Consider the following 14991-nt stretch of genomic DNA (forward strand, 5'->3'; position numbering starts at 1 on the left):
TTTGTATGAAGAAAAGTGAGTTTCCCTACAGTATTCTTTAAAAAACCATTCCAGTTGATAGGAACGGAAGGTACGAGACTCCTGCGGGAAAAGCGTGTCCAAGGGAGACCCCACAGGCGCAAAGAGCGCCGAGGAGGCTCCCGGACCGCCCGCGGGGAAAGCGAGTGCCTGAAGTGGAAATCAACGCTCGAATTGTACAAACCCTCAAAAAAACTGTAGGTAAAATCCATTATTTCTACAAACTGCAGCCCTCTTGGATAAGAGGGCTGATTCTCATTATTTTTTAGCTTTATTGATGTTAAAGGATTTCTTCGATTCATTTCCTGCAAGATCGGTCACCTTAAATTCAATCTTGTTGTTGCCTGTTTTAAGCGGCAGCTCCAAATCCTCTATCTTCTTCTTGTAGGCACGCATTTTGTATGGTTCCTTGAATTCATGATAGAATACTTCGCTTCCGTTCAGGTAAAGACGGATTTCATCAAAATTATCCTCTACCGTCACGTCCACTTTTGGATTCTTTCCTTTGGCTCCCACAGTTTCCGGTACACCTTTAACTTTTAACCCTGGCTTTGTTGCATCGACCATAATCGTCCGTTTAAAGGAAACCGTGTTATCCCATTTATCGGTTGCTTTAACCGTGAAGCTTTGGACACCATCTACAAATTTCTTTTCATATGAGAATTGATATTTATTATTCGTCTTGTTATACGTTACAGGTACCGTTTTATTGTCGATTTTAAATTCCGTTATTTCCGACGCTTCTTCAATTTCTCCAGTTATTTTGATTTTAGTTTTATTGTTCACGCTCAAGGCTTCAGGACTCTTGATCTTTACAGCTGGTGCATGATTATCGATCGGAGCCGAATCACTTGCTAATTCGGTTTCAGCCGTTTTTTCATTACCTGCATAGTCTATTGCCACAACCTGAACCTTATCCCCTTTTACATCAGGTAGGGTGAATTGTTTCGCATTCGCCGGGAGCGGTTCTTCCATGATGGATGCTCCATCGACTTGTACATCGTAATAAGCAAGCCCTGAACCATTCAAATTATCCTTACCTTGGATGGTCAATACATTACCTTTTTTCGAAATCTTGACTGTCGGCTTTACCGTATCGATTTTGATAGGCATTTTAAACGTCTGCCATTTCGCACCCTCGTAATCTATCATCGCTTTGATTTCAAAATAATAGACCCCATCCTTAGCGAGTGCATTATTGATTTTACCGTCCCATTTACGGGCTGGATCCAGGGTGTATGCAGTCCCTTGTCCGCCATCATAATAGTCCTTACGTACATTATTCTCTGTGCGAAGTTTCCGGACCGACTTGTTTTCACCATTCAATATATTGTATTCTACCTTTTTCGCATTCCTTAAGAATGATAGGACCGGCACGAAGTCATCCTGTGCACCATCACCATTTGGGGAAATTGCAATATTTTTGCCATTGAATGTTTTTCCCGCAGGGTCATAGCCGAGATAAGTGAAATCTTCACCTGCTGTCGATACTCCTCCTGCCATGCCATAGAAAGACTCTTTGTCATATTTAGTGCCATCCAGGATCGGGGCTTTGTCCCACTCTCCTTTAAACCCTACATACGGTACATTTAGTTCCGGATTCGTATCGGCTGGATCCTTCAATGAAATGAACCCTTCAACAAAATATCCGTTTGGAAAGACCTTGTCAATGTCTACAAGAGTTTGAAGGTCATCGCCAAGTACCTTTGCATCGGATATGTCCACTTTCACTTCGAATGTAACCGATTTTTTTGCAGGAACGGTAATCTTATTTGTATTTTTATTATTGATTTTAATCGAAGCGTTCTTAATTTCCTGTGCTTCCAGCTCATTAGCGGAATAACCCAGTTGTCCCTGGATTGCATAGTCCGTTTGGATGTTTCCTTTTACATCATACTTGACCGCTTTGTTGCTGAAGTTTTCAACCTTTAAAGTGAAGGCGAACTTATTGCCGATCTCCTTCATTGCAACCTTCGCTTCTTTCGTGAATGCCTCGGTCACAACAGCAGGTGTTGACAATGCGGATTGCAGCTGCATGACTCCGGCTCCCTGCCTGCGAGGCGAGTAAGGGTTTTCCCAGTCAAGGGCCTTATTGACGACACCCTGATCCGTTAATGGTTTTGAAGTATTCATCATCAGATTCTTAGCTAAATTAGCCCGGGCAGATCCATCTAATTTAAATTCTTTATCCACTCTTTCAAGAACCAGTGCCGAGCCTCCGGAAACATGTGGTGCCGCCATCGAAGTACCGCTCATCATTCCATATTCATCGTTGTTCAGCGTCGAATAAATTTGTCCGCCCGGAGCAGTGATTTCTGGTTTGAAATCCAAGTTCGGTGCGACTCCCCATGAACTGAATGAGCTCATTTTCCCTGCTTCTGGATTTACAGCTTTTGTTTTATCGCCATTAAAGGTAACCTTCACCTTTTCGCCATCCGTTAAGGCCGCTTTCAGCTTTGCACCATCCGATTTCAACATGAACAGCTGAGGAATGGTGATGCTTGGATCTGTGGCCATGGAAATATATCCGTCAGCATTATTGTAAATGATGACTCCTGTCGCTCCTGCTGCCTGGGCATTTTGCGCCTTTTCTATAAAAGAAAGCGTGCCGCGCTCGATGAGGACGAACTTGCCTTCAACATCCACTTTGGAAAGCTCCTCCGGCGTCCCAAGACCTGCAGCCACCAAGTCATGTGTTTTATCCTTCAAAGTATTGGGATGTACGCTTGAAGCCGACATGAACGGAGCTTTACCTGCTTGTCCATTTATATCATAAGTCGCTGCATCCAAATCCATATAGTTATTCTCTACCGATGCCACTTGTACAGAATCGTAAGCAAGCCCAGGTGAACCTGAAACGCCAATATCCGGGTTCGAGGCCGATGGGTTTGCAAATCCATTTCCAAAGTGCGCCGAGTTTCCTGCTGAAATCGACATGAGGATCCCATTATCAACAGCCCTGGATACCGCCTGCTGCTCCGGATCTTCTGCCGATACAAAACCTGCAGTGGAGCCAAGGCTCATATTCAGCACATCCGCCCCAAGGATAATGGCATCGTCAATCGCCTTAATGTATATATCGCCCCATGTTGTCTGCATGTCGGGATCATTCCCGAAGACCTTTAGAGCAAGCAGCTGGGCTTCAGGAGCAACCCCTTTAATGCCGCCGTTCTCTTCATCTCCATTGGCACCAGCCGTACCTGCTACATGCATTCCATGCATGGAAGCCCCTTCACCAAGGTCAAGGATTTCTTCATTTTCATCCATGTAATTGTATCCATAAGGCACCTTCGCCGTATAATAATTGCCTAATAGATGGCTAGATTCCTTCATCCCGCTTATTTCACTTTCAGTCAGTTCAGCCTTAGTCTCGTCGTTCAGGACCATATCACGGTGAGATGGGTCGATTCCAGTATCAATAATCCCGACGACCATCCCTTCCCCTTTATATCCATATTCCCGCCAAGCTTCCTGGGCTTGGACAAGTTCTTTACTATAAAGCATCTCGGGTTTTTCTACAGGACGTTCATATTCATTCGCAATATGTACTTCAGCAACTTCAGGCATGGCTTCCACCTTTTTGATTTCACCATACTGAAGTTCACCACTGAACCCATTGACGACTGTCGTAAAACTTTCAAGTTCCTTGAAAGCTATTTTTTTCTCTTTCACCTTTTTTTTCAATTTCTTTTGATTAGCTAGCTTTTCGGACTTTAATTGTTGTTTCTTATTTTTTGATAACTGTTTAAAAAGTTTTCCTTCTTTCGAAGCTGTTTCTATTGCCGGGGCTTCCTTCATCTCTACGATGACCCTGACCTTCTCATTGCTTTTGTATTTCTTCCCCAAATCATTTTTCTTCAGCTTTATAATACTTTCCTGATTCTTCTTACCTGCATCGCCTGAGCCTGTCGGGGGATCTGGGAGCTTGGCTGCGGAAACGCTTGCAGTAAATACTAATAGAAAGATTGCTAGAATGGACAAGCTGCGTTTAATCACTGAACTTTCCTCCTCTAAAATAATCAATTTTTGGAATATTCTTACTGAGTATAAAAGTATCACAACTTTTGGGGTGATTTTAAGGGGTAATAGTCACTATTTTCCTATTCCGAACTAGGATTATGTTATTATTTTTCATATTTTAATAGACTTACAAGATAAACGACAAAAAGATGGTGATGTTAAACTAACATCACCCTTTTACTTCTAGTTTTTCATTCTTGGATCCAATGCATCGCGCAGCCCATCCCCCATTAGGTTAAAGCCGAGTACCGTAAGCATGATCGCAAGGCCAGGGAAAAGAACCGTCCATGGTGCCTGAATGATGAACGCCCTGGAATCAGCAAGCATTTTTCCCCACTCTGGTGCTGGCGGCTGTGCACCGAGACCGAGAAAGCCCAGTGCTGCACACTCAATTATGGCAGTTGCAATCGCCAAGGTACCTTGAACGATGATCGGTGCAAGACTATTAGGAAGGACGTGGTGAAGGAGAATGCGGCCATCCCCCATTCCAATTGCCTTCGCAGCCGTTACATATTCCTCTTCTTTCACCGTTAAGACCCGTGAACGTAAAAGCCGGCCGAATATCGGGACATTGACGATGGCGATGGCAATAAGTGCGTTGCGAAGGGAAGGTCCCAAAACGGCTACGACAGCAATGGCAAGCAAGATACTTGGAAAGGCCAAAATGATGTCAAAGACCCTCGATATGATCGTATCTATCCACTTGCCGTAGTAACCGGCAATGATTCCTAAAAAAGACCCAACCACGACAGATCCGGCAACAGATAAGAAGCCGACCCCTATTGATATGCGCGAGCCATAAATGACCCTGCTCAAAATGTCACGTCCAAATTCATCCGTTCCGAACCAATGCTCCGCAGACGGGGCCAAATGTTTATCACTTAGCTTTTGCCCCTCAAATGAATATGGTGCAATAACGGGCGCGAAGATGGCGATTAAGATAAAAAATGCAACAATCCCCAGACCCACAAGGGCTACCTTATTTTTCCTAAAACTTTTCCATCCTTCCTTCCAGGGAGAGATGACTTTTTCCTCTGCCTCTTTTGGAGGAAGGATTGGCGAAGTATTCGTTGCTATTTCAGGCATGAGTTTCCCTCCCTATTTATACTTAATCCTAGGATCGATCGCTGCATACAACAAGTCCACAACTAGATTAATCATGACAAACAAAAAGGCGATGACGAGAATTCCGGACTGTATCACCGGATAATCCCGAGATAGTATTGCATCATAAATATATGTACCGATACCTGGCCACCCAAAAATGTTTTCCGTTAATATGGCGCCGCCTAAAAGTAATCCTGTCTGCAGGCCGATAACCGTCACCACTGGAATCAGGGCATTCTTAAGGGAGTGCTTGTAAACAACCCAAAACATTCTCATTCCTTTAGCACGAGCCGTACGAATAAAATCCGATCTCATAACTTCCAGCATGGACGAACGTGTCATCCTTGCAATAATGGCCATCGGAATGGTCGCAAGCGCAATCCCCGGCAAAATGAGATGTTTGATCACCTCGAAAAACTGATCAACCCTGCCAGCCATGAGTGTATCCATCAAATACAGGCCGGTTATGGCTTCAACGGGATCCCTGATATTATCCCGCCCTGTCGTCGGAAGTAAATCCCATTGAATTGAAACGATGTATTGCTCCATTAATCCCAGCCAGAAAATAGGCATGGACAAACCAATCAACGCAATCACCATGGCGACATAATCAAACCATGAGTTTTGAAACCAAGCTGATATTATCCCTGCATTCACGCCTATGACCACGGCGATGATCATGGCGATCAAGGCCAGTTCTATCGTGGCCATTAGGTATGGCCCAATTTCTTCAGAAACCGGACTATTCGTTTTTAACGAAACACCCAGGTCTCCCTTTAACAGACCTGATAAATAATCCCAAAACTGAATGAACCAAGGTTTATCCAGACCTAGTTCCTTTGTCATTGCAGCGACTGCCTCTTCCGTTGCTTGCTGCCCTAAAATCACCTGTGCTGGATTTCCAGGAATCGCCCGAATCATCATGAATACAATAAATGCCATTCCGAGTAACACTGGAATGAGAGATCCTAAACGTCGTACGGTATAGGAAAACAAAACAATCACCCGCCTTTTAAATAAGGGTCCTTCGAAGCGCCCTTGATCATTTTGAAATACATTCCATAACAAAACCGGGAAGCATGCAAGACTCCATACTACCCGGTTCGTACGGTTAATTTTCTAGTGAAACATTAACAAGGGATTGTGAACCAGTTGGATGTGGAACAAACCCTTTGACCGTCTTAGATCCGGCTAACTGCGGTAAAGAGTGTACAAGCGGAACCCATGGAGCATCATCATGGATGATTTCCTGTGCTTTTCCATACAGCTCATTTCGCTTGGCTTCATCTGCCGTGGACTGAGCTTCGATCAGCAGTTTATGGACCTCATCGTTTGCGTAACGGGCATAGTTGTTGGAGCCGATATTATCTTTATCCAATAATGTATAAAGGAAGTTATCCGCATCTCCATTATCGCCTGTCCAGCCCATCATGAAGGATTGGGCTTCACCAGCCTGCACTTTCTCTAAATATGCAGCCCATTCGTACGAAACGATATTCGCTTCGATGCCGACTTGTTTTAGACTTGCTTGAATGGCCTCAGCCACTTTTTGACCATCTGGCATATATGGGCGCGGTACCGGCATTGCCCATAGGTCCATTTTAAATCCGTCTTCAAGCCCAGCTTTTTTCAGCAGTTCTTTCGCCTTTTCTACATCGTAATCATAGTCTTCGACTTTATCATTGTAGCCAGAAACGGATGGCGGCATAGGATTCTTGGCAGGCTCTGCTGTGCCTTCATAAAAATTATCAATGATTTCCTTTTTATTGATCAAATGCGAAATGGCTTGACGCACTTCTTTCTTGTCGAATGGCGCTTTCTCAACATTAAAAGCAAAGTACCCGACGTTCATGGATGCACGTTCGAATATTTGCAGGTTTTCATCTCCTGTAACCTTACTGATATCACTTGGGTTCAACCCGTCCATCAGGTCGATTTCACCCTTGATTGCAGCATTTAAACGCGCAGAGTTATCTTTAATGACCTTAAAGGTGATTCCATCAAGTTTCGGCAGTCCTTCTTGCCAGTAGTCATCGTTTTTCACAACTTCAATCGTATCGCCAGGTTTCCATGATTTGAATTTGAAAGGACCTGTACCAGATGGATTTTTAGTGAAGTCATCACCCTCTTTTTCAATTCCAGCCGGACTGGCTATTGCAAATGTAGGCATGGCAAGGTTTTTCAGGAACGGCGCCTGCGGACGGTTTAAAGTGAATTCCACCGTGCTGGCATCGATCGCTTTTACTTCTTTGATAACATGGCCTTCATCACCTTCAAATCCTCCGAACATGGAGGCATAGTAAGCAAATTTACCCTCATCCTTACTTTTTGCCCAACGTTGAAAGTTTTTTACGACTGCATCTGCATTGAAATCCGTACCATCATGGAACTTGATTCCGGTTTTCAATTTGAATGTGTATGTTTTTGCGTCATCGGACACTTCCCATGATTCTGCAAGACCCGGATTGATTTCCGTATCATCTTCCCCATATTTCACAAGCGTTTCAAAAATCTGCTGTGTGACGATGAATGATTCCCCATCGGTTACGATAGCCGGGTCAAGACCGACAGCGTCTCCGCCTTTACCGTATATCAATACGCCGCCCTTCGCTTCACTCGATCCCCCTTTACCATCATCTTTTTCTTTTGATGTAGACGAGGAGCATCCCGCAAGCGCTAGCGAAAGAGCCAGGATACCAGTCAGCAATAATGCCAATGTTTTCTTCATATTCTTCCCCCTTATTATTTGCGAATTTATGTATACGTCGTGTCAATTGTATAAATGACAAGCAACGTAGTGACCAGGTTTATGTTCATTCAGGATTGGCTTTTCCGTACTGCATCCTGTAATCGCCTTCGGACATCTCGTATGGAATGGGCAGCCTTCGGGCGGGTTTGATGGGCTTGGAACATCTCCCTGCAGGATTACCCTATCCCCTTTGTATCCCACATCCGGGATGGGCACGGCTGATAGTAAAGCCTGCGTATATGGATGAAGCGGATCTTCATAAAGTCCTTCACTTTCCGTCAATTCAACTATATGTCCAAGATACATGACACCGACACGGTCGGAGATATGCCTCACCACTCCAAGATCATGGGCAATGAACAAGTAGGTCAAATCAAAATCTTCCTGCAAATCCTGCAACAAATTCAGGACCTGTGCCTGGATCGACACATCCAGTGCAGATACCGGCTCATCGGCAATGATCAGTTTGGGTTTGACTGCAAGTGCCCTCGCGATGCCAATACGCTGCCGTTGGCCCCCACTGAATTGATGCGGATACCTCTTAGCATGGTAACTACTTAAGCCAACAACCTTAAGAAGTTCCTGCACACGGGCCTTTCGCGCCCTTTTATCTTTAACCCCATGAACGATGAGCGGTTCTTCCAATATTTTTTCAATAGTATGCCTGGGATTGAGGGAAGCGAATGGGTCCTGGAAGACCATCTGCATTTCACGGCGCATCTTTCTCATTTCACTGGAAGATAAAGCTGTCAGGTCCTTTCCTTCGAAATAAACATTACCCTCACTCGGCTCAAGCAATCGAAGCAATAACCTTCCCGTCGTAGACTTTCCGCAACCGCTTTCACCGACAAGTCCTAAGGTTTCCCCTTTATAAATGGAAAAAGACAAACCATCAACTGCCTTGACCTCTCCGATGGTCTTTCCGAGAACCCCTCCTTTGATTGGAAAATGCTTCTTTAGGTTTTCTACCTTAACCAATGTTTGATTCATGCAAGGCAGCTCCTTTCCCATCTTCATACAGCCAGCAGCGAACATGCTGACCCTCATCGAAGTTCAATAGAGACGGGGTCTCATTTATACATTGCTCCATAGCATGGGAGCACCGGGGGGCAAACTGGCACCCGAGGTTGCTTGTCCCAGGTTTTGGCACATTACCCGGTATCGAGTAAAGGCGATCTTTCTTTATTCGCATATCAGGAATCGACTGAAGTAAACCGACCGTATAAGGATGCTTAGGGTTTTGGAAAATCGTTTGCACATTTCCTTCCTCTATCACCTTGCCGGCATACATGACAATGACACGTTCACACATTTGCGCCACTACCCCAAGATCATGGGTAATCATCATGATTGCCGTGTCTGTTTCTTTATTTAAATTCTTCATTAACTCTAGGATTTGTGCCTGGATCGTCACATCCAAAGCCGTTGTCGGTTCATCGGCTATAAGGAGTTTCGGCTCGCAAATCATGGCCATTGCTATCATGACCCTTTGTCTCATTCCACCTGAAAGCTGATGCGGATATTCTTTGAGCAATTCCTCGGCACGGCCAAGCCCTACCAGCTTCAACATTTCAACCGCTCTATGTCGGGCCTGTTTTTTGTTCCATTTTTTATGTATCCGAAGCGTCTCGACCAACTGCTCGCCAATAGTGAACACAGGATTCAAGCTTGTCATCGGTTCCTGGAATATCATCGCTATATCATTCCCACGAATTTTTCTCATTTTCGCTTCAGAAGCATTTGCGATGTTCTCTCCTTTAAAAAGGATTTCCCCCTCCACCTTACCAGCCGGCGAAGGAACCAGACCCATGATGGACAGAGAAGTTACGCTTTTTCCGCATCCCGATTCTCCTACAATCCCTAGAACCTCACCAGGATTGACATGGAAATCGATTGAATTCACGACAGGAATCACCCCATCGTCAGTACGAAAACTGGTTCGCAGCCCATTCACCTTAATAATTGGTTCGTCCATCAAATCACTTCCTATATATAACTTTTTTTCCAATTATATTATTGGGTTTATTATTGCATCAAAATTAAAATATTACAATATATTTTCTAAAAATTCTAATTTAACAGAATTATTTTTTTATTTTTCTCTTTTACACACATTTTGGCACAAAAAAATGACTGCTTATTTGCAGTCATTACAAGGGGGAAATCAGATAACTCGATTTTATTGAGGGTAAATCGAGGTTTCCAGCGGGGAAGAAGCTATATTAGCTTTTGGGGAATGAATGGATGAAAGATAATCTATATACTACTGTCGAGTTTGACTAAATTGTGCTGAAAAACTGTGCATTTATTTTTCATTATGGTCATATAAATACTTTTATTGTTTCCAATGCAGTAAGCATCAAATTGATCGGTCCTACGTTTTCACATGGGTCTTCATCACATGTCGGGATAAACCCACTCTTACATTTTCTTGAAAACAAACTTGCTTCCGTCCTGTGGCACGCCATCATACCAACCTCCACGTAACACTATAAACCAATATGTTCAAAATCTTTGGGCTTAACATCATTTTGTTTAGACCCAATGAATTGAACCCTCTCGGCAACCACTTCAGTTACATATACATATTTGCCCTCCTGATTTTCGTATCTCCTTGTTTGTATTCTGCCAGTTATGCCGATCGTTGCACCTTTTTTACAATATTGAGCAGTATTTTCAGCCGACTTTTTCCATATGATACACTGTACGAAGTCCGCCTCATAGTTACCGACAGTATTACGGAAGTTCCGGTTGACTGCTAACGTGATATTGGAAACAGCCTTGCCATCGGGTGTGTATCTTAATTCGGGATCCTTCGTAAGCCTGCCGACGAGGGTAACTTGGTTAATCATCTTTTCACTCCTTCCTCTTTAATATGCTTTAATCATACTCTTTCTTCCATCGATTAAAAAATCGAGGAAATGGTCTTATTACACCATTTTTCTTCATAAAAAACCGTTTGGATTGATGCAAAATCATTTTTTATTGATTAAAATCAGGTGAAAAGCGAATAGTTAACAAAATTAAATATTTTGCAAATTTTTATTCTATCCTTCATAATTTAGACAAATGTTGGGTTTTCATTTCATTAAGGGACTTTTTTTTAGTATGATATAATTACCTTTAAAAGGATTAAATCGATATGTACCAAAATTACGTTTAAGAGAGGTAATACCGCTCTTTCTTGCAAGAAACGGAGGAATTAGATGAAATCATTTAAATTGATCTCGTTGCAAATTGTTACTGAAAATTTAAACTTGATTGATATCGCATTAACAGATGGACTTATAATAAATAAAGAAAACGACGCCAGAACATGGTTACTGGAAGCCTTTGTAGAAGAAAATCATTTCAATAAGCTTCAACCCTCACTTCCCAATATAGACGGAGAGGTGTATATCCAGGCAGTCATTACCAAAAAGGACAATGAACCGGCTTTGTTCCACACGGTTTTACGAACAATAAGAAAAGTGGGCAACCATTATAGCCTTTTATTCGTTGGCCACATCAAAAAAACACGGAGCAAATATGCTGAACTCCTTCTTGAAGATTTGGTCCAAAAAGGTCTATCCGGCGATGAATTAATAAAAGAGTTCAAGCAAAAAATCCGCTCAAAGCCTAAATTAGCAACTAATAAATAAATACCCTTCCCATAATTCCCATCCCTAATCGAATGCACAAAAAAAGACTGACTTAGACGAATAAGGATACAAATCCTCTTCTTACCTAAGCCAGTCTTTGTCATTCTGCTAATTACTTATTGTCGTCGTCTTTTTTATCTTTAATCAAGTCATCCGCATCATTATCGACGTTATCATCGACGTTATTATCGCCGTTATCAAGCACTCCATCATCATCGTTATCATTCATATCGTTATCATCGTTGTTATCATTTACATCATTGTTATCATCTTCTATGATGTTGTTATCATCTTCTGGTGCGGGATTGTTGTCATTATCATTCGTTCCACATCCAGCAAGGAACATAATAGATAATAAAGATCCCCCAATTAGTGCAAAAATTTTCTTCATCATTTTTGGCAACCTCCCTTCTTTCTTTATCATTAGTTATTTTGCCCGAATGTGAAAATAACTTGCGCCCTATTTTAAATTTAAAAAGAAAAATTCGCTTTGCTTAATCATTAAAAAATGCCGGACATATAAAATGTCCGGCATTCAAAGGGAGAATAGAAAGATCTAAAAACGGCTCTTGCTTTAAAAAAGCAATGCAGTGCTTTTTATATACACCGCTTCACGATTCCTTAAACCATTTTTCGATAAATATAGTTAAAACATTCCATTTCCCTTTCGCGGAAAATGAATCTTATTTGTCACCAAAAGCAAACATGATATCGGCTTCACATGCTGTTTCTCCATCTACCGTTGCCACTGCTTTCCCTTTACCCATTGACCCTCTCATACGCACTATTTCCACTTCCAGACGCAGCTGATCACCTGGTTTAACTTGCTTTTTAAAGCGGCAATTATCAATCCCAGCGAAAAAAGCAAGCCGTCCTTTGTATTCTTCTTGTTTCAAAACGGCTACAGCACCGACTTGCGCTAATGCCTCTACAATCAAAACTCCAGGCATAACTGGATAATCGGGGAAATGGCCATTAAAGAATTCTTCATTTGCTGAGACATTCTTCAATCCAACCGCTCTTTTCCCTTCATCTATTTCTATGATCCGGTCGACTAATAAGAATGGGTAACGATGTGGGATAATTTCCTTTATTTGTGTGATATCAAGCATACATGTTCCTCCTATGACTAAAATATTTCTAACATAACATAAACTCGCCCCTGCCATGTAGACAGAGGCGTAGTTGCCATGTAATATAAATCCGATAACGACAGCAACTACTTCAAAAAAACATGGAACTACGCGCCCTTGTTCACTATATCAATAATATGGGTCCATGTTGATTTTTGGAAAACATCCATTGCATGTCCTCCACCAATCACACTATATCCTAATAGTGCCCCGGATAATACAGCAATGAAAATCAATCCAATAACAATGAGTAAACGAAGCCAAATTGGCAAAAGACGGACCTTGATTCTACGATTCGGTTTCGCCTCAACTTCCTTTATCTCTTCTTCAATTTCTTGTCTCATTACACGATTTTGTTCCATATAGAATGTGAAAGCTCCTTTTAAGAAAACTCGCCGACTGATTTTCCCTATACACCAGAAATTCAGCAGCTATGCAAAAATGATCGGCACGAATGATTCTCTTTGTTATGAATACATTATAACCGATTTGCTCTAATTCCGCAGGGAGACATTTTATTTACCAGATACCTTAAAGGATTCCATTGACCAATCCGCTCATTTGATCAGCCATCGTTACAGCACGGGATTGAAATTGGTAAGACCTCTGAACATTGATTAGATCCGTCATTTCTTTGGAAAGATCGACATTTGATGACTCCAAAGACCCTTGACGGACTGCTGCCCGGTTGCGGGAATCCCCTGTTAATGCAGTCATGATATCGTCTTCAGTAACACCCAAGGCATTGAAGTTTTTGGGCAGTCCAAGTAAATTTCCGCCTAGCCGGTCAAGAAATTGCGTTTTCTTGACCGAGACGATTCCGAGCCCAAAACTCTTTTCGCCATATTCTTCCGTATCCACTATCAATAAGCCATTTTCTGAAATCTTAATGTCTTTAATATTCCCCTCAATGAGGATCGGTTCACCGTTTTCATCAAGGACTTTATGCCCAGCAGAGGTAACGAGCATCAGTCGGTCGTTAGCATTAGGAGATAAATAAAAGGCCCCATCCCTTGTAAGCCTTGTATTGACCCCTTTATCGTCATGAACGCTTACGGTGAAGAATTGGTCATCCCGGGTGAATGCAGCATCAAGGTTGCGGTCCGTCGTTTTTAAGGCTCCCTGTGAAAGCACCAATTGAGATTGGCTTATCATAGCACCTGTTCCTTGCCGGATTCCAGGTGTGGTCAATCTTCCTTTTTCCTTGGTCTCACCCGATTGATTATTGAAACTCTGTGTCAATAAGTCATTGAAACTCGTTTGGGTCTTTTTGTAGGCGGTCGTGTCCGCATTCGCGATATTATTACCTATTTGGTCGATTTTACTTTGAAGTTGGTTCAGCGTATTCGTCGCCGTCATCATCGTCCGATTCATGGTTTTTCCCCTTACATGTTCAAATTTCCAAAATCATTTTTCCCTACTGTTTAATTAAAGCCTGCCAACTTCATTGACCGCTTTATCCAAACTTTTATCATAGGCTTGAAGAACCTTCTGACTCGCTTCAAAAGAGCGGTATGCCGACATCATTTCTGTCATCGTTCTCGATTGGTCAACATTGGAGCCTTCAAGAAAGCCTTGCTTAGTAGAAAAACCGACATCTGCAGCAGCATATGCGCTAGGTAAATCCCCATCATTCACAGCCTTGTACAGGCCTTCCCCATCCTTCATGAGCTGTAATGACGGATCATCCGAATAACCGATGCCCATACGTGCGATTTGAACATTTCCTTCTAAAATAACACCGTTTTCCGCTACTGTGAATTGATCGCCATCAAGCTGGATCTTTTCATTATTTTCGTTCAATACATAATGACCGGAAGGCGTAGTCAGATAACCTTGCCCATCCAGGGTGAAACTGCCGTTACGTGTATAACGGATAGCACCATCACCATCCTGGACAGTAAAAAAAACCGATCCTTGCCGACCCGTTTCTTCATTGATCGGAAGGTTTTCATCAACCAAGGAAATATCCGTATTAAGCTGGGTTTCCTCCAATGTGCCCTGGGCAAATAAAGGATTCGCTTCCTGTACGTAAACACCCGTACTGAGCCCCCCAACCTGGGATAAGTTAGACATGCTCAATTTGCTCTCCGTAGGAACCGTTTTACCACCTATGTTGCTTATGAGCATTTCCGGAAAAGACCTTACACTCATTTGATCCGCTTTATACCCTGTTGTATTCGCATTGGACATATTGTTTGTGAGCAATTCTGTGCGCCTTTGCTGTGTAAGCATCCCGGAAGCAGCCGTATAAAAACCTCTTAACATCTTCTTCACTCCTCAATTTACATAACTTATCCCGTTCAATTTCTCATATCTATCT

At 42.6% G+C, this 14991-nt stretch carries 13 protein-coding genes; 1 reads left to right on the forward strand and 12 read right to left on the reverse strand.

Annotated features, from left to right (window positions below; all coding sequences use genetic code 11):
• Positions 1–276: 276 nt before the first annotated feature.
• From AC3ISB_RS26850 to ssb, 7 genes are all read right to left on the reverse strand, one after another.
• Positions 277–4014: a S8 family serine peptidase gene (locus tag AC3ISB_RS26850; RefSeq protein ID WP_489275074.1), complete on the reverse strand. Its 3738-nt coding sequence runs from the start codon at positions 4012–4014 to the stop codon at positions 277–279.
• 207 nt (positions 4015–4221) lie between these two features.
• Positions 4222–5124, reverse strand: a complete 903-nt coding sequence (locus AC3ISB_RS26855) for an ABC transporter permease (protein WP_076368323.1) — start codon at positions 5122–5124, stop codon at positions 4222–4224.
• 12 nt (positions 5125–5136) lie between these two features.
• Positions 5137–6141, reverse strand: a complete 1005-nt coding sequence (locus AC3ISB_RS26860; protein ID WP_098371669.1) for an ABC transporter permease — start codon at positions 6139–6141, stop codon at positions 5137–5139.
• Between the two features lie 115 nt (positions 6142–6256).
• Positions 6257–7873 (reverse strand): ABC transporter substrate-binding protein, encoded by a 1617-nt coding sequence (locus tag AC3ISB_RS26865; protein ID WP_098371627.1) that lies wholly within the window; start codon positions 7871–7873, stop codon positions 6257–6259.
• A 42-nt stretch (positions 7874–7915) separates the two neighbouring features.
• The gene (locus AC3ISB_RS26870) at positions 7916–8884 is read right to left on the reverse strand and encodes an ABC transporter ATP-binding protein (protein WP_489275076.1); all 969 of its coding nucleotides are present in this window, start codon (positions 8882–8884) and stop codon (positions 7916–7918) included.
• The gene (locus AC3ISB_RS26875) at positions 8865–9869 is read right to left on the reverse strand and encodes an ABC transporter ATP-binding protein (RefSeq protein WP_489275078.1); all 1005 of its coding nucleotides are present in this window, start codon (positions 9867–9869) and stop codon (positions 8865–8867) included. The genes AC3ISB_RS26870 and AC3ISB_RS26875 overlap by 20 nt, the downstream gene beginning before the upstream one ends.
• A gap of 514 nt (positions 9870–10383) precedes the next feature.
• Positions 10384–10746 carry a single-stranded DNA-binding protein gene (ssb, locus tag AC3ISB_RS26880; protein ID WP_141992301.1) on the reverse strand — a complete coding sequence of 121 codons (363 nt, stop codon included), beginning with the start codon at positions 10744–10746 and terminating at the stop codon, positions 10384–10386.
• 354 nt (positions 10747–11100) lie between these two features.
• On the opposite strand from ssb, the gene AC3ISB_RS26885 reads away from it, so the two are divergent.
• Positions 11101–11535, forward strand: coding sequence for a YwpF family protein (locus AC3ISB_RS26885; RefSeq protein WP_098371631.1), 435 nt, complete (start codon positions 11101–11103; stop codon positions 11533–11535).
• A 112-nt stretch (positions 11536–11647) separates the two neighbouring features.
• On the opposite strand, the gene AC3ISB_RS26890 is transcribed toward AC3ISB_RS26885, so the two are convergent.
• The 5 genes from AC3ISB_RS26890 to AC3ISB_RS26910 all read right to left on the reverse strand — a co-directional run bounded on the left by AC3ISB_RS26890 (position 11648) and on the right by AC3ISB_RS26910 (position 14936).
• Entirely contained in the window at positions 11648–11929 is a 282-nt protein-coding gene (locus tag AC3ISB_RS26890; RefSeq protein ID WP_489275080.1) for a hypothetical protein, read from the reverse strand.
• Positions 11930–12218: 289 nt separating this feature from the next.
• Positions 12219–12647, reverse strand: a complete 429-nt coding sequence (gene fabZ / locus AC3ISB_RS26895) for a 3-hydroxyacyl-ACP dehydratase FabZ (protein WP_034315755.1) — start codon at positions 12645–12647, stop codon at positions 12219–12221.
• A 128-nt stretch (positions 12648–12775) separates the two neighbouring features.
• Positions 12776–13030 (reverse strand): DNA-directed RNA polymerase subunit beta, encoded by a 255-nt coding sequence (locus AC3ISB_RS26900; protein WP_098371633.1) that lies wholly within the window; start codon positions 13028–13030, stop codon positions 12776–12778.
• Positions 13031–13199: 169 nt separating this feature from the next.
• Positions 13200–14042 (reverse strand): flagellar hook-basal body protein, encoded by an 843-nt coding sequence (locus AC3ISB_RS26905; RefSeq protein WP_489275082.1) that lies wholly within the window; start codon positions 14040–14042, stop codon positions 13200–13202.
• A gap of 54 nt (positions 14043–14096) precedes the next feature.
• Positions 14097–14936: a flagellar hook-basal body protein gene (locus AC3ISB_RS26910; RefSeq protein ID WP_098371635.1), complete on the reverse strand. Its 840-nt coding sequence runs from the start codon at positions 14934–14936 to the stop codon at positions 14097–14099.
• Positions 14937–14991: the final 55 nt, after the last annotated feature.

This window comes from Peribacillus sp. GL_122 (assembly GCF_057835005.1).